Origin of the sequence: Oscillatoria nigro-viridis PCC 7112, assembly GCF_000317475.1 — a bacterium.
Lineage (GTDB): Bacteria > Cyanobacteriota > Cyanobacteriia > Cyanobacteriales > Microcoleaceae > Microcoleus > Microcoleus nigroviridis.
Genome location: NC_019729.1, coordinates 2,157,001 through 2,177,069 on the forward strand (window position 1 = coordinate 2,157,001; position 20,069 = coordinate 2,177,069).

Below are 20,069 nucleotides of genomic sequence, written 5' to 3' on the forward strand. Positions count from 1 at the left end.
TTTGGTAGCCCGTGCGTCCAGGAGTAGATTAGTTAGAGTAGACTTTCCGGTAGTAAGTTTGATATTCCTCCGAAAGCAGGGGTTCCCACCACTCCCGATGGGCTAAGTACCATTCTACAGTCTGTCGCAAACCTTCTTCAACTGTTACTGAGGGAGTCCAACCTAACTCTGTTTTAATTTTGGTGGCATCAATAGCATAACGCCGATCGTGCCCGGCTCTGTCTTTGACAAATGCGATCAATTGTTCGCAAGGACGGGCGGGTAAATCCTCAGCTAATTCGTCCATTAGGTGGCACAGCATTTTGACTAAATCGAGATTTTTTACCTCGTTGTTACCGCCAACATTGTAGGTTTCCCCTGGTTGGCCGCGGTGAATAACGGCATCTAAAGCGCGGCAGTGGTCGAGAACGTAGAGCCAATCTCGCACGTTTTGACCGTCGCCGTATACTGGCAGCGGTTTGCCCAATAACATATTGATGCACATTAACGGAATGAGCTTTTCTGGGAAGTGATAGGGGCCGTAATTGTTGGAACAGTTGGTGATAATTGTCGGGACGCCGTAGGTGTGGAAATAGGCGCGGGCGAGGTGGTCGCTGCCAGCTTTGGAGGCTGAGTAGGGACTGTTGGGCGAGTAGGCAGTTGTTTCTGTAAATGCCGGGTCATCGGGACCGAGACTGCCGTAAACTTCGTCGGTAGAAACGTGGAGGAAGCGCATTTGTGCTTTGAGAGATGCCTCATCAATTGCTTCAAAATGCTTGCGGAAGGCTTCTAAAAGTGTGAAGGTTCCGACAACGTTTGTTTGAACAAAGGCTGCGGGCCCGATAATTGACCTGTCAACGTGGGATTCTGCGGCAAAGTGCGCGACTGTGGTGATGTTTTCTTCTTTGAGCAAGGTATCGACTAAGCTACGATCGCAAATATCCCCCTGCACAAACCGAAAATTTTCGCCTCCTTCCAAACTTGCCAGGGTTTGTCTGTTTCCGGCGTAGGTTAAAGCGTCGAGTACGACTACTCGATCGCCCGGATAGCTGCTGCACCAGTGATGCACAAAATTCGAGCCGATAAATCCAGCCCCGCCCGTCACCAACAATCGGCGAGGGTATCGCTCCATGCCTTGAGTCGCGTTGTCTGTCATAAAAATAAGAGTTATTCCAATAACTAAGCCTTTACAAAAGTAGCCTTAAAAGTAGTTTGTCACCAAGTGTTTGCGGCTCTGTAACTAAATTTTCTACTGTCTCACCTCAGATTTTGTAATTTGGGCGCGATCGCAGTATTGGTTCACAAAACTTGAACTTCTACCGCTCTGTTATCCAAAACGCTTACAGAGCAACCATTCCAGATGTTTGAGCTGGCAATTTTAAATTTGAATTGCGTGAGGCTATAGCTGACTTTTGCCATCGATCCGCGATTTGGAGGGCGCGCCGAGTTGATACATTTGTAAAGAGCTGTTACCATTAATTTTTTAATTATCCTTTACAATCTCCAGAACACAATGAAGAAGTTTCAAGTGTTAGCTGGCATTGCTTCCGTCGTCGCGATCGCAAGCAGCATCGCCATAGGTGACGCTGCATCTGCTTTCCCCTGTTCCTACAGCAAATCTGGGGCGGCTAAATCTGGTTCTGCGACAACCCTCCTCGGTTCCGGCGGCTCGGAGCGCATGAATCCGTGGAAATCCTACAAAACAGCAGCTCTGGGTTTCCTCGGTTTGGCTGGAGTTTTGGGTGGCGGTGCGGCCTACATGAGCTACCGTGCCGGCAAGCGCGCCTCTGCTGCTTGCGCTGCGATGACAGATAATTTTGAAGTTTTTGAAGAGCCGATCGCTCCGATCGCAGATGCAGCCGTTCGCGAACACCTGGAAGTTCCGGCGTTGCTCGATTTGGCGCCGGCGGGTGCTGTAGCTGAGTCAGCAGATGCGGTTGCGGCCGTTCGCGAACACCCAGAAGCTCCGGGCGGCGAGCTGGATTTGCCAGTTTCGCCAGTTGCCGAGTTGAGTTCTGAAATTGCGATCGAACAAGTCCAAAGCGCGATCGTCAAATAGTTATCTCAAACCAAAGTATTCGCTTAGCGCACCTCCAATCTTCCAAGATTGGAGGTTTTTTGAGTAGAAATTATCTACCCTACAATTTCTTGTCATTGCGATCGCGAAGCACTGCAAACAATAGACAGATGAATCGATAGCACACAATATCATATTCCGGCTAAGCAAACGAGCGCTGAATTAATATAAATTAAAAAAACTCTTGCTACAATCATCAATCTCATACCAATTATTAAAAGTTGCCGCTCTCCGTCAGGACAAGGCTGTGCGGTTTCCCTACTGTATTTCAACTGTATTTTATCCGATTGAAAACTTCTATATAATTAGATGAGTCAAAGCGAAACAGTAGGCTGCCGAGGCGCTCGCTAAAAATACTCTTCAGATCAATCTGAGGGTAGACGGCAAGAGTTCAACTCCCCTGCTATGGTGGGAAATATAGCCCTACAGATTACAACTATAGGTTATTATGAATGCTTGGCGCGATCGATTCAATCAATTTACAGGTAAAACTAGATTGGCAGTTTGCCGGGTGTTCGTTCACCTAACAGGCGAAGAAGTTGCACCGCTGTTAGGAGTTCTCAACCGCACCGCCAGACAAGCAATTGATGCCGATGGCGACATAGCAGTTTTAGGAGAAGGCCTTGTAGAAATTTGCAATCACCTGTTGCAGTACGACAACTACTGGCAAGCAGCAGCCAATGAAGGCGATGTTTTTTGGAATGAAAGCGAAGCCGGCGATTATGTGGATGAACTTTTCACGGATTCCGCCGAGCGCTATCTCAGCGAGCCTCAATACAGCACATCTGTTTACGATAAAAATTCCCCCTTGTCTTTGCCGGTAACTAGAAATGTCGTAGTGATGCTGACAGTTGCTTATGAAGGCGAAGTTCCTGCCCTAGAAACTGACCTTGCTGACATCAGCGCGCTGAAAGTCGGTTTAAAAGCAATGATTAATTTACATTACCAAGAAAGGCTCCGAGCTGTGCAAGTTCACTTTTCTCCCGCACAGTTGGGAGACGAACTTACCAACGACCAAGTGTTGGTCAATTTCCCCGAACTTATTCCCATTTAAGGAAGGAGTTATTAGTTATTAGTTATTAGTTATTTGTTAATTGTTAATTGCTACCAATGCGCGATGCCCGAGGCCCAATTCCCAATTACTATTTATTATGATGCTGCGAAAACTGACAATTTATTTAATGGCTTTAACTTTGTTATGGACGGCAACCGCCTGCGGTTCTCCTACCCCACAACCTCCTGCCAATCCGCCTGCAAATAGTAATGTTAACACGGTGCGTCCGGCTGCAAACAATAACTTGGCTCAAGGTCAATATCCCGTACAGCAAGCTACCTACAACGATGCGGATGGTGAATACAGTTTAATGTTGCTGAATACTCCCGCCGGCAGTTCCCCAGTTTACCGCACTAGGGATTTGCAAATGGCTCGCTTAACAGAGGAAGAAATATCGGCAGGCAAGAAAAGTTATCTAAATCTGGATAACAATAAAGCCGTTTTGCATTTGACAGAAGATTTTAAAATTGAGTACGTTCACAACGTGACTGAAACTGTCACTAACCCTCAAACCGGTCAGCCCCAAACCGTAGTAGTGAGACAGCAATCTGGCTTCTGGGCACCGTTTGCTGGAGCTGTGGCCGGTCAGGCGATCGGCAGTTTGTTATTTAGACCGCAATATTATATGCCGCCAGTCTATCAGCCGGGGATTATGACAGGATATGGCGCGTATGGTAATACTTACGGCCAAGCTGTTGAGCAGTATCAAACTCGCTACCGAACTCCGCCTCCGGAGGTGAGAAACCGTCAAGTTTTAAGGACGACCGGCCGCTTGCGATCGCCCACGTACAACCAGCCAGTAAGACCCTCAGTACGTCCAAATGGCAATCGATCGACCGGTTCGGGTTACGGCGGCAGCACTTTGAGGCGATCGCCCAACTCAACTTCCCCGCAGCAAAGGCGGAGTCCGAGTTTTGGTAGTGGCAGGAATTCTCGTCAACCGAGTCGGACTCGCTCTTTCGGCAGCAGAAGGCGCTGAGTTAAAGATTGCTAAAATTAGCAACTGAGATCGGTAAAAGTTGATTTTATATATTCTTCCGATGCCACGCCGCAGGTAGGGAGAATGAAAACTTTGGAATAATTGATTTAGCCTTCTCTGTTTCCCCCAGACCCAAAAAATATGTGATTTAATTTCTACATTGGTATGTAGGTGACAATATGTCTTCTTCACAACCCCCGTCAGGGGAAAGAAACCCTCTAGGATTGGATGAATTGATTGCAATCTTGGTTGCCTTCGGCACGATGGGAGCAATTTTATTTTGGGTAACAGGTAAAAATCCCGATCGATTTAATGCCAGAAATTGGCAATTTCCAGCCGTTTTCTCTCAACCTGCTGTTACGCCTGCGAGCCCGGGAATATTAACGCCTGCGCCGCCGAATTCGGATTTGCCTGAAGCGAAGCTATCCCGCAGGGAATCGCCCGCTACAACCCCCGTTCCCTCAAAACCGGATGTCGCACCTGTTGCACCTTTAGGGCCGGTTTTACCGCAAAATCCTCCGGTGGGTGTAATCGTTGTGCCTCCCAAGCCAATTGTGCGATCGACTCCCAATCCAGCAATTACCAAACCGAAAGCCGATAAACCGAAAGCCGATAAACCGAAAGTTGGGCCCGTTATATTTTCCGATGTTCCGGACAAATATTGGGCGCGTCCGTTCATTGTCGCTTTAGTCGATCGGAAAATTTTTGCTGATTTCACTGACAGCAAATTTCGTCCCGACGAACCGATAACGCGAGCCGAACTAGCGCGGTTAATTCAGCGAATGTCCGAGGACAAAGAGCCGATCCGAAAACCAATTGATTTTAAAGACGTAAAAGACAAGAGTCCTTTAGCTCCTGCGATCGAGCACACCGTCAAAACTGGATATCTTAAAGGATACCCAAACAATGAGTTCCGTCCCGACAAAAATATTCCCCGTGTCGAAGTCATCGCAGCTTTAGCGAGCGGTTTGAGCCTGAAACCATCAACAAAAGCAAGCAAAACTTTACAGGTTTATACAGACAGGGCAAAAGTGCCGAAATGGGCCGTTAACAAAGTAGCAGCAGCCACGGAAGCTGGCATTGTTGTCAACCACCCGAAGCCCGCACTTTTGCAGCCTAATAGAACGGCAACTCGCGCTGAAGTAGCAGCCATGATTTACCAAGCTATGGCCAAAAAAGGCAAAGTACCGGCTAAGTCTTCTGAGTATGTCGTGAAGCCTGTAAAGTTGTCCAGGTAATATTTTAGGGGCGTTGCTCATCGGCCGCCCCACAATAACATTTAATCGCTCTTGTTTGTAGTCAGGACTGAAGCCTTCACTGCGAAGCAGCTAAATTAATCTTGAAACACCATAATACTGCCCGAATAGCAAGCTACCCAAACCTGATTAGTTTCTGGATCGTAAGTAATCCCGATCGGACTTGAATTAACCTTCACTGTTTGCAGCACTTTCATATCGCTCGTCCTCACTTTGCTAACAGTATTCGAGAAATAGTTGACCACATAAAGCAGTTTTCCCTCATCGGAAATTGTCATGCTGCGAGGTGCTTTTCCTGTCGAAACTTTGTCTACAACTTTACCAGTTTTTAGGTCAATTTTTGCCACATTTCCTTCACCGTTCAAAGTGGCATAAAGATAGTTGCCCTTGGGATCGATCGTCAAGTGACGCGGCGCATTGCCAATATTCCTCAGCCATTCTACCGAAAAGTCGATGAGATTCACTTTCGCAATATCGGAAGAACCCATGATGGCAACATAAGCATTTTTTGAGTCAGGAGTGACAACAATACCCCGAGGATATGCACCCAGTTTCACCCGCTCGATTTCGAGATTTTTATTGATATCAACTACGCTCAAATCCCAACTGCACCAATTGCTAGAGAGCGCGAAGCGATTGTCAGGCGAAACAGCATTGAATTTCGGAACTGCACCTACAGGAATTACTTTTTCTATTTTTAAAGTTTGGGTATTGATGCGGTAAATAAAACTTTGGTCGTGTTTTGCCGCTGGAGAGCACCTGTCGCTCCCCGGATTGCTAAACCCCGAACCGTACATTTGATAGTTGGATACGTAGGCATATTTGCCGTCAGTTGAAAAAGCAGCTTCTACGGGAGAACCTTGATAATTGCCTTTGAATTTAGAAAAGCCGAACTTCGACAAGTTTACTGTATCGGGAATAGTCTTGACTAAATTAAAGTTCCTGTCGTAAACTGTGATTGTGTGGCTGTACATCATGTTTTGGGCAAAAAACAAACCGGCTCCCGAATAAACTATTGATTTTGGCGATATCTTGCCGTAAATTATTTTTTTCAAGGTCATTTTTCCTTGAGTGTTGTCGGGAGGATTTACTAGCTTGGTGGTTGGTAATTCACTTTTTTTATCCTCGGAAGTTTCTGTTTTAAAGGGTGGCAAAGAAGGTTCTTGAAATAGAGGTTCTTGGGGCTGAGTTTTAGTTGTATCTTCGAGTTTGTTTGTGTTTTCTGTGGCGCTAGGAGATGGCGACGGTCGATCGACGTTTGGCGCGATTTTTTTCGCAGCTTCAATACTCGCCTCTTCCGGCTTACCTTTCAGCGCTGACAAGGTTTTAGGGCCGACAATTCCGTCAACTTTCAGGTTCTTCTCTGCTTGAAACTTTTTCACAGCAGCCTGGGTGACAGAACCGTAAAATCCTGTAGCCTTACCGCGAAAATAGCCTGCGTTTTGTAGAGTTTTCTGGAGTTCGGCTACTTCCGGGCCTGAATCGCCTTTTTTGAGGGCGAGTGCGGGATTGACTAAATTGAAAATTGTGAGAGCGATCGTAAAGAAAAGTAAAGGAGTATAGGCTAAATTCAGGTGCATTTTTGAGTTGGTCGATCGACTTTGACACGCAACCGTTTCCCAAGTTTCAGCTAAATGTAGGTAGGCCAGTCCGTCCATAGTTTTTACCGGGTATTTTTGGTGCTATGATACACCAGTTAATACCATTTTAGATTTGAGATTTGAGATTTTAGATGGGGAATGACTGATGAAATCTGGGTTTGCAGCTTGCCTGCAGTTGCATTCTTTTTTTAAACTTGTATAACATTGATTAAAGGAAAAATCTTATTATAATCAAACGTAGGGTAAAATATCCGAGCAGTTTTTAATGGTGTAAGCAAGTAGGAGCGATCGACAATGTTGAGTTGGGAACAAACAGCCGCAGAATCACCGACAAAAGAATCCCGCCAGACGTTGCTGTGGGACGGTGACGGGGAACTTTGCCAGCGGGCTTGGGTAGAAATCGATTTAGCAGCTTTAACTCACAATGTAAAACAGCTTAAAAAGCTCTTATCTCCCCACACAGAACTGATGGCAGTTGTGAAAGCGGATGCTTACGGGCACGGTGCTGTTGCAGTCAGTCAAACAGCATTGCAAGCAGGTGCTAGTTGGCTGGGAGTGGCGACAATTCCCGAAGGAATAGAATTGCGAGAAGCTGGCATAGAAGCGCCGATTTTGTTGTTGGGGGCAACCCATACAGCCCAACAGGTAAAGGCGATCGCTCAATGGCACTTGCAGCCCACTATTTGTACTGCCAAACAAGCCCTAATTTTTTCGGAAGTTCTCGCTGGTCTTAACCAATCTTTGCCAGTTCACGCTAAGTTGGATACGGGAATGTCTCGCTTGGGTACGCCCTGGCAGGAAGCTACAGAATTTGTGCAATTAGTCAAGCGGTTGCCCAATTTAAAATTAGCCAGCATTTACTCTCATTTGGCGACAGCCGACAGTCCCGATCCCGCAGTTATGAGAGAGCAGCACCAGCGGTTTCAACGGGCGATCGAGCAAATTAAAATAGCAGGAATTAACCCCCCTCGCCTCCACTTGGCAAACTCTGCTGCCGCCCTCGCTGACCCGGATTTGCACTACGATTTAGTGCGAGTCGGTTTAGCTACCTACGGTCTTTATCCAGCGCCTCACTTGCAGCCGATCGCCAATTTAAAGCCCGCAATGCAGGTAAAAGCTAGGGTAACGCAGGTGAAAACAATTGAAGCAGGAACCGGAGTCAGTTACGGCTATCAATTTATAGCTCAGCGCCCGACACAGATTGCCGTAATTGGTATTGGCTATGCAGATGGTATTCCGCGCAATCTTTCTAATAAAATACAGGTTTTAGTCAGGGGTCAGTTCGTGCGGCAAGTAGGAGCCGTGACGATGGATCAATTAATGCTGGATGTAACTGATATTCCCGATTTAGAAGTCGGCGAAGTGGTGACTCTGTTGGGCAAAGATGGGGAAAATCAAATTACTGCTGACGATTGGGCAGTCATTTTAGGAACTATTTCGTGGGAAATTCTTTGCGGTTTTAAACACCGATTGCCCCGCGTAGCAGTACACTATTAACAATAGTCCGATAGGGGTTGAAACCCCTGCCTCATAGCAAAAGTCGGTTGAAACCGACTCAAGAGTTTGAAGGATAAAATTATCGACAGTCCGGCAGGGGTTGAAACTCCTGCCTCATAGCAAAAGTCGGTTGAAACCGACTCAAGAGTTTGAAGAAGGATAAAATTATCGACTTTAGTCCTCTTCTAGAGGACTTCCGCTATGAGACAGGGGTTTTCAACCCCTGTCGGACTCTCGGAATAAGGGATAAGACTGAGACTGCAATTTTCAATTTGCCATTCCCAATTACCAATTGATATGACAGTGATTCAGACGTTTTTACCAATAGCTCAAACTTTGTATTCCCAGCTAGATACAGAAAGAACACAAGCCTTGGCAGTAGCCCAAGAATTCTCGAAAAAATTCGTAGAATTGGGGTTTAAAATTGTACCTCAACTGCTGTGGGCGATCGGCATTTTGTTAATTACGCGATTTGCGATCGGCGTGGTGGGGCGGGTGACTCGCCGAGCACTGAGTCGCACCGAAGCCACGCTGCGGAAATTCTTAGTTCAAGCTGCTGAAATTACGATTTTGGTAGTGGGAGTAGTCGCCACTTTGAATCAGTTGGGAATTCAAACTACCAGCGTGGTTGCGGTAGTTGGTGCAGCGGGTTTGGCGATCGGTTTGGCTTGGCAAAATACTTTGTCGCACTTTGCTGCTGGGGTAATGTTGATTAGTTTGCGGCCCTTTGAAGTCGGGGATGGGATTGAAGCTGGCGATGTTAAGGGAGTGGTGGACAGCATCGGGATTTTTTCAACAACCGTGGTGACAGACGATCGCATAAAAATTATTGTCCCGAACAATCAGTTGTTTAACGGTACACTGAAAAATACAACGGCAATGGGAACGAGGCGAGTAGACTTGAAGATTGATATTGGCGATCGGCCAATTCGTCCAACTGTAGCTGAGTTATTAGAAATTGCCCACTCTCACCCCCTGGTTTTGGAGAATCCGCCCCCGACTTGTTTGGTGGCCGAGATTACTCCCGATACAACTATTTTATCTCTCCGGCCTTGGTGCGCGTCGGTCGCCTACGAACAAGTGCGATCGCAAGTTCAACAATATGTCAAAGAGGCAATGGATGCCGACAAAAATCAAGAACCATAGATATCTATCTAAAATATAAAATCCCAAATCGATCCGAGGTATTTTCCATGAGTCAGTGGTATCCGCAGCAAATTTTGCAAGAACCCGGTGTCAGAATCACCCCAACGGAGAAACAAACAATTCTCAGCAAATTTCCCCCTCCCGACGAAAACGGTCAAATCTATGCCGACGGGGTTTTTGAAGGCGGTGGCGTGCGCGGAGTTGCGTTTTTAGGAGCACTCAGGTGCTGTAGCGATTTGGGCATCCGGTGGCGAAAATTGGCCGGCACTTCGGCAGGTGCAATTACTGCCGCAGTATTGGCAACCGACTTGTCAATTGATGATTTAGAGGAAATTTTAGGACAGCTCGATTACAGCATATTTTTAACTCAAAAAAACAGTCCTCTAATTTTAAACGGCGACCCCGCCGACGACTTGCAATCTCCTGCTTGGACGCTGCTTTTTCTCACAATTAGCCGTCAGATGGGAGAATATTCGGCGCAGCCGTTCCGGCAGTGGCTGGAAACAATGCTCGGTCGAGGTAACTTGCACACTTTTGCCGATGTCAAACAAATCGTAAAAGACCGGGAATTAAAAGTAGTAATATCCAACCTCACTCGCGGTGAAATGTTGGTGCTGCCCGACGACTTACACAGACGCGAATCGACGGATTCCGATTCTTTGTACGAGCAGTTGCGACTCAAAAGCGCTGAAGATTTTAGTGTGGCTGAAGCCGTTCGGTTGTCGATGAGTATTCCCCTATTTTTTGAACCGGGAAAACTCGGCGATGACTTAATTGTAGATGGCGGAATTTTGAGCAATTTCCCCCTGTGGATTTATGACAAACAATCCGTCGGTTCGACTCCGGTGGCGCCCCGCTGGTTTACCTTTGGGTTTCGATTAGTCGATACTGGAATTGAGAGTAAAGTTAAGATTGATACTCCCCTGTCGATGCTGGCGGCGATGTTCAGAACGATGATGAAAGCAAGAGACCGCTATCACCAGCGAGAAATGGATAAGGGCAGGGTGATTAATATTGATGTGACTGAAGCTGGGGTGACGACAACGGACTTTAATCTCGATGGCGATCGCAAGGCTCACCTGTACCGCTTGGGGTATTTGTATACTAAGAGGTTCTTTTTGAGCTCCAATTTTAGTTGGGAGAAGCACTTGAAGGCTAGGGGCTTTGGGGAAGAGGCTGGAGGTTGAGGTCGCGAAAAGTATACAGAGTAAGGGATTGAGGAATTTTTAAATTAGGGGTTGGCAAGAAGAAGATGTGTGTGCTATAGTTAGTTACTGTCATCTTGGAGAGGTGGCTGAGTGGTCGAAAGCGGCAGATTGCTAATCTGTTAAGGGTGTTAACATCCTTCGAGGGTTCAAATCCCTCCCTCTCCGTTCTATTTAATCATTTATTAATCAAGGCTGACGCGATCGAAAGCGATCGAACGTTAATTAATTTAACGTTGCAACGTAATGTTGAGACTGCACTAGCTATCTCACCAGGAGTACCAACCTAAGATAGACGCAAAGGTTTTAAATACGCCGACGAATCCTTGGATTTTGTAACCCAAGTAAGCTCGGATTGCCAACTCCTTTATGTAGCTTCTAGGAGCGAAAAAAAACAAACTTTTGAGCGTTGACCAGAGACCTTGGGTAGCATATGTAGTAAAAACCACTTCAGGCAAACTCTTAAAGAATTTCGGTTGCCCATCTCCTATCCATAGCAATGGTTCGCTGTCCCAGGGCTCGAAAACAATAAACCTTGAGGAAAAGTTCCAGTGTGGACGCACAAACATTCGACCATGTTCATTCAATAGACAAGCGGCAAAACTGAAAACACTATTGCTGGTAGCAACGATATCGCATTTACTCAAGATAAAAAAATCAATGTAGAATTCTATGTTTTTATCTTGCATTACTTCAGGTAGTTTGACCTGCAAATCTCGCGCTATGACCGGAGAAAATTTTTCAAAAGCAGGCAGAATTCGCTCTATATCGTCGCTACATAGAAAGAGAATTGGGTCTTCCAAATCATTCCAAATTGTATCTAACCATTCACAATACCAACTTTCAGGGAAAACTAAAGTAAATCCTGTTCGTACTTGAGTAATGTAATCACCTCGGCGAATATGAATTCCCACAATTGTTTTGCCTTTAGAGCGAAGAATCTTTAGACCTTCTTCCAATGAAAAATTCAACTCACTCACAGGTTGAAATAGTGAGCGAATATAGTCCTGGTAGGGGGCAAGTAAACGAGTTGATATCTGGAAAAATCCCCACAAATCGACATTTTCTATCCCATTTTCAAGGACTTCTGAGCCAAGACGACGACTCTTTGCTCCGGCAATTTTTTCAACGTAAGGGACCAATTCTGGGACTATATCGAATAAATTTTTTTCATCCTCTTTACGCTCAATTGCCGGCTCTAGCCGACGGGAAATTGGAGCGTCATTATGTCCAAATAAAAGTTGACCAATCCAGGGCGGGCATTCGACTATAGCTCCTGTTTTGTGGGCACAGATTCGCAGAAAAGCGTACTGAAAAATTTGGTTTCCAAATCGTCCCAGTTGTCCTAAAGAAGACATAGTTAAAACTGACTGACTGGAGATTTCAGTATCAATGTTTAGGGGAGATTGAATATTCTTAGCATCTTTATCTAAAGTTGCCAAAACATCGAAAACTCGCTTTGTTTCACTTTGATTTGTGTATTTAGGATTGGTCATGTTTTGACTGATTAATTTTAGTGGTGGTTAGATAAATTGAATATATTATTTTCGGGTTGCTGTATTGTGAATGAATTCAAAAGGTTTATCTAACTAGGCTGGCACTCCGCACCTTACCTATTAAGTTACCAATCTGGGGCGTGTGAGATGCTCGCACCACCAAAGTTTTAATATTTTTTAATTTTACAATTTAAATTTAATGAACGATACTTAAATAAAAAAATTGTGATCGAGATAGTAGAATTCAGAATTTCAAACGGGTTTAAGGTATGACCCATCATCTTGACCTATAGATTGCCAGTTTTCGACATTGAGAGCCAACCTAATTTTAGATACATTAACTTATCTTTTCATAAATCCCAGTCTCATTTATACCGGGAGTTTGCTGGATGTAGTACACCTTCTTACCACGATCGACAATAATCCCAAAGTGCTTAGAAGCTTGGCTAATGCTGCCATCATCTGAAATGGCTGAATGACTAAAAATGACTGTACAATCGCTAGAAACCTCATAAGTACCTTCAACTCGGTAATTCTTCACATCACCTCCAAGGCTTAAAGTACCGCGTCCTTTTACTTTTCCATTCTGAATCTCAGCAGTTCTAAGTGTTGCCAAGGGAATAAATGGAGCAGCCGTACCACGAAAACCCGAAGAGGTATGGACATAAAGTCCTTTCAGGGTTTCATTTGAGCAAGTAGGCATGGCACTAACTTGGGAAGTCAGACTGCTCAAAGTAATGATGGTAAGTAGTGCGAAAGAAATTAAGCCGATAAAAGCTTTCCGTAACATGAGATTTCTCATATTTTTGGGTAGGATTTTCAGTTTCTATTGTATGTGAGTTATCTGCAAAATATAGCAATTATTGCAGGAGTTGTAAAATTTTTACCCCACCCCAACCCTCCCCGCGGGTTCGGGGAGGGAGTAAGAAATTCACAAATGATTTAGGATTGCTATAAAATTTATTCTTCGTTTTACTGCAATCCATTTTAAGTTTCTGTATTATCCATCACCTTTTTAGAACACTGACTCACAAATCTCATGAGGTGACAACCAATTTGAAAGGCTTGCGCTGACAAGGTTTTAAGCTGATCGCGCTCAAAAAAATAGATGCAAGCGATCGCCTCAAAGCCTAGTCCATAAAGGTTTTAGAGCCGTTGTCACCCCGTGAGATCGCAAATATTACTTCTGGACGCATAAACTCTCTCTTGAGGGTTCTTTGCACTCCGCACCTTACCTCTATTGACACTCTCCTGGCTAAAGCCGAGGAGATTCTTGATTCGCAGAATCGACTTGCCGGTGCAGAATTACTTCAACATCGGTAGCGGTCAATTCTCCACAAGCGTTCGGATCTAAGATCCAAGTTCCGACGTGCCCCGCCGTACTCAATCCCCGACTCAGGATATTTTTAGCTGCGTTCCAGTCACGATCTAATACGCATCCACACCGACAAGCGTGGGTTCGCGTTGAGAGACTTTTCTTAACAATTGTTCCGCAACTAGAGCATTCTTGACTTGTTCCGTTAGCTGGTACGGCAATCGTAATTCTTCCGAATACTTTGCCAAAATATTCCAACCAAATTCGGAACGTATACCAAGAAGCGTCGTTAATCGATTTTGCCAGACAGTGATTCTTCACCATATTTTTAATCCTCAAATCTTCGTAGACTACACAGTCGTTAGACTGGATGACGCATCTTGCCAACTTCACGGCAAAATCTTTACGCTGTCTACTTATTTTGAGGTGGCGCTTTCCTAGAATTGCTCTAGCTTTTTTTCTGTTTTGCGAACCCTTAACTCGTTTTGAAACTCGTCTTTGGGCTTTCTTCAACCTGCGTTCTCCCTTGCGGAGGAAACGCGGGTTATCAACTGCAATACCATTTGAGTCAGTGTAAAACTCTTTAAGTCCTACATCTAACCCGATGGCGTTACCCGTGATTTCAATCTTTTCAGAACGGTCAACTTGAATGCAAAACTGGACATAATATCCGTCTGCCCGTCTCACCAAGCGTACTCGTTTGATTTGACTGCGCTGGTAGAAATGCAAGTCGCGGGTTCCTTTTAATTTAAGTTTGCCGATTCCTTTTTTATCGGTAAAAGTGATTGATTTCCGGTCATCTGCCAGACGCCAGCCCGTAGTTTTGTACTCTACCGAGCGGTTGTCTTTCTGGAATTGCGGAAACCCTTTTTTTCCTGGGACTTTCTTTTTGCAGTTGTCGTAGAATCGGGAGATTGCCGACCACGCTCTTTCTGAGCTAGATTGTCGAGCCATGCTGTTCAAGTCATCGCAAAACGGAAATTCCTTAGCTAAAACAGCGCTATACTTGTTCAATGCGTATTTATCAACTTTTTCGTTTTCCATCCAAAACCGCAGTGCTTTGTTTCGGATGAACTGCACCGTTCTAATCGCTTCATCTACAGCGTCAAATTGCTGTTTTTTCCCGTATGCTTTGAACTCAAAAACTAACATGACTTCGACCTCATCACGATAGTCTTATGCTACCAGAGTCGGCTTAACATCCCTCTAGTTGTTCACAAAGATTTACATGGTTTTACTTGACAGCGCCATCCTGAGAGCTCAGAAAATAGACTGGGAGGCTAAAGCCTCTTTGTCCCTTTCATCCCCGGACTAAAGTCGCGGGGTTTTCAGGGTATTATTTATAACAGTGTTGCAAAGCAGTTTTTGCGTAAGTTTCGCTGTGACATACTCCCACATCAAACTGAGTACAGTTATGATGTGGGCTTCTTAGCAGCCCGATGAAGGGTGTGCAAGATTTCCTTTACGGTACGGTCATCCATAGTTCCCACCACAGAAAGATTCCCGCTACGGCGTTTTATACTTGGGAAAATGTCCAACCCAAGTCTCTTTAGATTTATCGCAGCATTAATATCGCGATCAACCATCAGAGAGTTTTGCTCATCCCAATAATTCCGTATCCCACAATCGGTAAAAATGATTTCATTCCGATAGCACAGAACCATTGAAGTATAAGCAGGTTTTTGCGAAACGACGACTGATCCAGCTTTTTCGGCTATGTATTCCAGCGTCTTGAAAAATTGACCGAACGCAGCATCCAACCAAGATTTATTCAATCCTGATTTTGCTGATTGACCGTTCGGAAGGTAATTACCCTCATCGTCTTGCTTAACTTTATTCCGCTTTGTTAAGCCCTTTAAGTTCAAATCTTCGTGAAAGAAAAACTTAGCTCCAGACTTGACAAGTTTGTGAGCCGTTTTGTAATGGAAGTCTTGGCGAGAACGCGCTATTTTTTGGTGTTGTCTCGCTTCTTTTTTGGCTAATTTTCGTCGAGATTTAGAGCCACGTTTTTGCTTATTCCGCTTCCTTGAAATGCGGTCTAACTTAGATTGGTTTTTACGAAGTGGTTTTAACGAAGGCAACTTTTCGCCCGATGATGATGCCAGGTAGACATCTTCATGCAGTACCGCATCCAACCCGATCGAGTTGTTCCAGTTTGGGGTAATTTTATCAGGAATAAACTGCGGTACTGAAGCGTCTTCAAGCATTATTTGGATGAACCAACCGTCAGCCTTCCTAGTTACGCTGATTTGCTTGACGCTAAACCCATCAGGGATTAGACGGTGCATCCGAACTTTTATGATGCCTAGCTTTGGCAGTCGGATATAAAGCCAATTCTTACGAACCAACTTAATCCAGTCGCTGTTAGCTGTAGAAAAAGTCATCGTCCGGTAGTCTGCCTCAGTCTTGAAGCGGGGTTTACCCGATCTTCCGCCCTTACTATCCCCTATGACAAACCGCTCGAAAGCTTTGTCTACTCGCTTAGAGACATCTTGCAGTACGGTTGAATCTACCTGCTTAAAATCCAAAAGTTCGCCACTATGAAAAACTTTTACTAGGTCTTTCTTAATGACGGGCAATTGTTGTTTTTGGGAGTAGTAGTTGGGCTTCGCACGGGGCGCAGAGATGCTAGCAATCAATGGACAAGCATTTATAGCAGTGCGGTTCATCTCCCACCAATCAAATCGATCACCTAACTGTCGATTATACCAATAGCGACAGATTCTCAGCCAATGGTTGAGGGTTAACTTTTGATTAGTGTCGGGATAGAACTGGTACTGGTAGGTCGCTTTCATTGCATCGTAGCCGATACGCATTAATTAGTGTTAATTTATCAGAGAATGTTGTTTGGTGTCAAGTCTATGAGTACAGATTTTATCCATAAAGCCAGAGGAGTTTCCGATCTCAAGTGTCATTTAGTGTTGACAACCAAGTATCGGCGGAAAGTTCTGACCGATCAAATGTTGTCTAGGCTTGAGGAAATTTTCAAGAACTTAATGGAAAAATGGGAAGGAAGATTGGTAGAATTTAATGGTGAGCGTGACCACGTACATTTGCTGCTTCAATATACACCGCAAACTGAACCAAGTAAGCTTATCAACAATCTTAAGACTGTATCTAGTCGCTATTTGCGGAAAGAGTTTGTAGATGAAGTTGAAAAAGTTTACTGGAAAGATGTTTTTTGGACAAATGGATATTTTATTGCTTCATGTGGTGGCGTGACGGTTGAGCAATTAAAGAAGTATATTGAGGGGCAAGATAGACCTGTAGAATAAGATTTGTTCGTCTCGTCATCCATCTGTCCACCGCTCAAAGCTGCGCCTTGAGATTGTGGACAGATGGAATCCTCGTCTCACGCGCCTTTCATCCCACACCAACCTTGATCGGTATGGTGTGGGGATTCCCGTCTGTCTAGCTAATTAAGCACTTTCATCGCTTCGACAAATTGCCGCGATATAAATGGCAAAATTTCTTCATTCTTGCTATTGTCTTTACCCTCGGTAAATACAACCAACAAATACGGCCGCAAGCCAGATATTTCAATATAAGCAGCATCGTGACGCACTTGACTTGTCAGTCCCGCTTTTGACCACAATTTTGCTGATTCTGGCAATCCGCCGCCTAAAAAACCCGTTACTTGATTTTCGGGATCTGCCTGTAATTCTGCTGGGTCTAAACTGCGTTTCATTAAACCCATCATTTCTTGCGATGCTTTGGCAGAAACAGCTACGCCGCCGATTATACTGTGCAGCAAACGCGCCGCTGCATTTGTGGTCAGCATATTTCTATTTTCCATTAATTCTCCCAGAACTGCTCGCTCGCGACCGTAGGGGCCGTCACACCAGGTTTTTTGATTGACGTTAATATTTTGTAATTCCGGCCAATCTAATGATTGAAAGTAACGGTTGACGATGTTTCGCTGCTGTTTCCAAGTTTCAAAGGGGCCTGGTGATAATTCTGGGCCGCTGGTGGTGCCGGTGAGCGCGTCTACTACTAAACTGGTGGCGTCGTTGCTGGAATCAACTATCATATCTCGGACGGCGCGTTCTAATTCTGGCGATGTTTTAATCATGCCTTTTTGCGCCCATTCCCAGATGGCAACGAGGTAGAATAATTTGACGATGCTGGCGGGATAAATTCGTTCGGAAGCTCTGGCGCTAAAACCTCGCGGTTGATATTTCCAAAATTCTTCTGCACTCAGCCCGCCACCTGTATTGACTCGCACCGGCGGATCGTAGACTATCCAGGTAATGGCTAGACGATCGCCACTTAATCCTGTAAATTCTGACAATGCGGAGTCTATAATGCTACTGCCGAGGGTTTCTAATTGTTCGTCTTTGTGAAAAAATGTCATGGTTAATGGCTGACGGTTAACGGTTAACGGCTAGCAGCTAATGGCAATCTATCGTTAAATGCGAACAATAAATGCGAACAATTAACAGCAAACAATGAGCAATTAGCAATGGCCAATTATCAATTATCTGATGTTGTGGAGTACCGGGCCCGATCGCACATAAATATTTACGATTCCCCCAAGTGCGATCGATTGGCAACTCAAGCAGCGCTGGGGCGACAGTTGCGCGTAGTTGACCCCCCCCAGCCCCCCCTTATTAAGGGGGGGATAAATGGCATAGACTCGGTGGTTCAGAGGGATACAACGGCTGTGATGGTGCGGCTGTGCGAAGATGATTATCCGGGATGGCTGGATATTCGAGATGTTGAGTTGCTCGATCCGACAGAAACCGTGTATCATCCTCTGGTGCTTTCTGAGGCCCAAATCCAGGAAAAATTACCAATTGTAATTACTTTCGCTCGCGAGGCTATGAACCAATCCAATTATTATCTTTGGGGCGGTACTGTCGGGCCAAATTATGATTGTTCGGGCTTGATGCAAGCGGCTTTTGTGGCAGCGGGCATCTGGTTGCCGAGGGATGCTTATCAGCAGGAAGCTTTTACTAAACCTGTTAGTATCAGTGCTTTAGAACCGGGGGATTTAGTATTTTTTGGTACGCCGGAAAAAGCAACTCACGTAGGATTGTATCTCGGAGATAATCGCTACATTCACAGTTCGGGACAAGCACAAGGTCGCAACGGTATCGGTATCGATGTTTTGTCGGAGAATGGAGATGAAGTCAGTCAAGCTTATTACCAGCAATTGCGGGGATATGGTAAAGTTGTGGCAAGTTATCAACCTAGGAATAGGGAATTGGGCATCGGGCATCGGGCATCGGGCATCGGGCATCGGGCATCGGGAATTGGTAATTGGTAATTAAAACCAACAACTAAGAACAAACATAGGACAACCAATAACTAATGACTAATGACTAATGACTAATGACTAATGACCGATGATTACTAATGTTATCGAATAAATAAATGGACGCTGCATTATTTTTGGAAAAATTGGCGAGACAGCAAGCTGAGGCTGAGGTTGTTCTCGACGTTTCGGTGGTGGTACCGGTGTATAATGAGGTGGAAAGTTTGCCTCATTTGATTGAGGCGATCGCCTCTTCTATCCAACCATCTGGACTCAGCTATCAAATTATTTGTGTAGATGACGGTTCTAAGGACGGTTCTGGTGAACTTCTCCAGCAGTTAGCCAGCAGTCGCGATGACCTTTGTGCTGTAATTTTGCGCCGCAATTACGGGCAAACTGCTGCCATGTCCGCAGGTTTCGATCGCGCTCGCGGCCGTGCTATTGTTACCCTTGACGGCGATTTGCAAAATGACCCGGCTGATATTCCGCTATTGTTGGCAAAGTTAGATGAAGGCTACGATTTAGTTAGCGGCTGGCGGAAAAATAGGCAGGACAATACTATCAGTCGGTTGATTCCTTCTAAAATTGCGAACTGGTTAATTGGTCGCGTTACCGGCGTAAATTTGCACGACTACGGCTGTTCTTTGAAAGCTTATAGATCCGAGTTGGTAGCCGACTTGAATCTGTACGGGGAATTGCACCGCTTTTTGCCTGCTTTGGCGTTTATTGAAGGGGCGAGAATTGCAGAACTGCCTGTGCGACACCACGCCCGCCGTTTCGGTCAAAGTAAGTACGGAATTTGGCGGACTTTTCGGGTGTTGATGGATTTGTTAACTATTTCTTTTATGAAAAAGTTCCTGACTCGACCGATGCACGTTTTTGGACTTTTGGGACTGAGTTCTATGACGTTGGGAACGGTTTTAGGAATTTATTTGACAGTCTTAAAATTGGGTTTTGGTGAAAGTATTGGGAACCGTCCTTTGCTGATTTTGGCTGTGGTTTTGCTGTTAACTGGGGTGCAGTTATTTTGTTTTGGTTTGCTGGCGGAAGTGATGATGCGGACTTATCACGAGTCGCAGGGAAAACCTATTTATCGGGTGCGCGAGGTGTTTGGTTCTAAATAAGGGATCGATCCCAATTATACTCGGTGGTAAAAAGAGGAAAAGTTTTGAGTTTTAAGTGATTTAACTTAAAACTCAAAACTACT

Annotated in this window: 17 protein-coding genes and 1 tRNA gene; 11 read left to right on the top strand and 7 right to left on the bottom strand. The window is 45.1% G+C overall.

What is annotated here, in order from left to right; all coding sequences use genetic code 11:
* Positions 1 to 28: 28 nt before the first annotated feature.
* Positions 29 to 1,135: a dTDP-glucose 4,6-dehydratase gene (rfbB, locus tag OSC7112_RS09320; RefSeq protein WP_015175667.1), complete on the bottom strand. Its 1,107-nt coding sequence runs from the start codon at positions 1,133 to 1,135 to the stop codon at positions 29 to 31.
* Positions 1,136 to 1,492: 357 nt separating this feature from the next.
* On the opposite strand from rfbB, the gene OSC7112_RS09325 reads away from it, so the two are divergent.
* From OSC7112_RS09325 to OSC7112_RS09340, 4 genes are all read left to right on the top strand, one after another.
* Entirely contained in the window at positions 1,493 to 2,038 is a 546-nt protein-coding gene (locus OSC7112_RS09325) for a hypothetical protein (RefSeq protein ID WP_015175668.1), read from the top strand.
* A 466-nt stretch (positions 2,039 to 2,504) separates the two neighbouring features.
* Entirely contained in the window at positions 2,505 to 3,110 is a 606-nt protein-coding gene (locus tag OSC7112_RS09330) for a DUF1517 domain-containing protein (protein ID WP_015175669.1), read from the top strand.
* 97 nt (positions 3,111 to 3,207) lie between these two features.
* Positions 3,208 to 4,089: a hypothetical protein gene (locus OSC7112_RS09335; protein WP_015175670.1), complete on the top strand. Its 882-nt coding sequence runs from the start codon at positions 3,208 to 3,210 to the stop codon at positions 4,087 to 4,089.
* Positions 4,090 to 4,268: 179 nt separating this feature from the next.
* Positions 4,269 to 5,327 carry an S-layer homology domain-containing protein gene (locus tag OSC7112_RS09340; protein ID WP_015175671.1) on the top strand — a complete coding sequence of 353 codons (1,059 nt, stop codon included), beginning with the start codon at positions 4,269 to 4,271 and terminating at the stop codon, positions 5,325 to 5,327.
* Between the two features lie 95 nt (positions 5,328 to 5,422).
* Here the strand turns inward: OSC7112_RS09340 and OSC7112_RS09345 are convergent, their stop codons facing one another.
* The gene (locus OSC7112_RS09345; protein WP_015175672.1) at positions 5,423 to 7,003 is read right to left on the bottom strand and encodes a peptidoglycan-binding protein; all 1,581 of its coding nucleotides are present in this window, start codon (positions 7,001 to 7,003) and stop codon (positions 5,423 to 5,425) included.
* Positions 7,004 to 7,240: 237 nt separating this feature from the next.
* On the opposite strand from OSC7112_RS09345, the gene alr reads away from it, so the two are divergent.
* The 4 genes from alr to OSC7112_RS09365 all read left to right on the top strand — a co-directional run bounded on the left by alr (position 7,241) and on the right by OSC7112_RS09365 (position 10,962).
* On the top strand, positions 7,241 to 8,443 hold the full coding sequence (gene alr, locus OSC7112_RS09350; protein WP_015175673.1) for an alanine racemase: 1,203 nt from the start codon (positions 7,241 to 7,243) through the stop codon (positions 8,441 to 8,443).
* A 297-nt stretch (positions 8,444 to 8,740) separates the two neighbouring features.
* Positions 8,741 to 9,589: a mechanosensitive ion channel family protein gene (locus OSC7112_RS09355; RefSeq protein ID WP_015175674.1), complete on the top strand. Its 849-nt coding sequence runs from the start codon at positions 8,741 to 8,743 to the stop codon at positions 9,587 to 9,589.
* A 47-nt stretch (positions 9,590 to 9,636) separates the two neighbouring features.
* Positions 9,637 to 10,776, top strand: coding sequence for a patatin-like phospholipase family protein (locus tag OSC7112_RS09360; protein ID WP_015175675.1), 1,140 nt, complete (start codon positions 9,637 to 9,639; stop codon positions 10,774 to 10,776).
* 97 nt (positions 10,777 to 10,873) lie between these two features.
* Positions 10,874 to 10,962 (top strand) — tRNA-Ser (locus OSC7112_RS09365).
* 101 nt (positions 10,963 to 11,063) lie between these two features.
* On the opposite strand, the gene OSC7112_RS09370 is transcribed toward OSC7112_RS09365, so the two are convergent.
* The 4 genes from OSC7112_RS09370 to OSC7112_RS09385 form a co-directional block, all read right to left on the bottom strand.
* Positions 11,064 to 12,290, bottom strand: coding sequence for an alpha-1,2-fucosyltransferase (locus OSC7112_RS09370; RefSeq protein ID WP_015175676.1), 1,227 nt, complete (start codon positions 12,288 to 12,290; stop codon positions 11,064 to 11,066).
* 337 nt (positions 12,291 to 12,627) lie between these two features.
* The gene (locus OSC7112_RS09375) at positions 12,628 to 13,080 is read right to left on the bottom strand and encodes a hypothetical protein (RefSeq protein ID WP_015175677.1); all 453 of its coding nucleotides are present in this window, start codon (positions 13,078 to 13,080) and stop codon (positions 12,628 to 12,630) included.
* A 465-nt stretch (positions 13,081 to 13,545) separates the two neighbouring features.
* Positions 13,546 to 14,757: an RNA-guided endonuclease InsQ/TnpB family protein gene (locus OSC7112_RS09380; RefSeq protein WP_015175678.1), complete on the bottom strand. Its 1,212-nt coding sequence runs from the start codon at positions 14,755 to 14,757 to the stop codon at positions 13,546 to 13,548.
* Positions 14,758 to 15,017: 260 nt separating this feature from the next.
* Positions 15,018 to 16,421, bottom strand: a complete 1,404-nt coding sequence (locus tag OSC7112_RS09385; protein ID WP_015175679.1) for an RNA-guided endonuclease InsQ/TnpB family protein — start codon at positions 16,419 to 16,421, stop codon at positions 15,018 to 15,020.
* Between the two features lie 45 nt (positions 16,422 to 16,466).
* On the opposite strand from OSC7112_RS09385, the gene tnpA reads away from it, so the two are divergent.
* Entirely contained in the window at positions 16,467 to 16,880 is a 414-nt protein-coding gene (gene tnpA, locus OSC7112_RS09390) for an IS200/IS605 family transposase (protein ID WP_015175269.1), read from the top strand.
* Between the two features lie 140 nt (positions 16,881 to 17,020).
* Here the strand turns inward: tnpA and OSC7112_RS09395 are convergent, their stop codons facing one another.
* Positions 17,021 to 17,959, bottom strand: coding sequence for a serine hydrolase (locus tag OSC7112_RS09395; protein ID WP_015175680.1), 939 nt, complete (start codon positions 17,957 to 17,959; stop codon positions 17,021 to 17,023).
* A gap of 108 nt (positions 17,960 to 18,067) precedes the next feature.
* On the opposite strand from OSC7112_RS09395, the gene OSC7112_RS09400 reads away from it, so the two are divergent.
* Together OSC7112_RS09400 and OSC7112_RS09405 are read left to right on the top strand one after the other, a co-directional pair.
* Positions 18,068 to 18,874 (top strand): C40 family peptidase, encoded by an 807-nt coding sequence (locus OSC7112_RS09400; protein ID WP_015175681.1) that lies wholly within the window; start codon positions 18,068 to 18,070, stop codon positions 18,872 to 18,874.
* Between the two features lie 107 nt (positions 18,875 to 18,981).
* Positions 18,982 to 19,986, top strand: a complete 1,005-nt coding sequence (locus OSC7112_RS09405; RefSeq protein ID WP_015175682.1) for a glycosyltransferase family 2 protein — start codon at positions 18,982 to 18,984, stop codon at positions 19,984 to 19,986.
* The last annotated feature ends 83 nt before the right edge of the window (positions 19,987 to 20,069 follow it).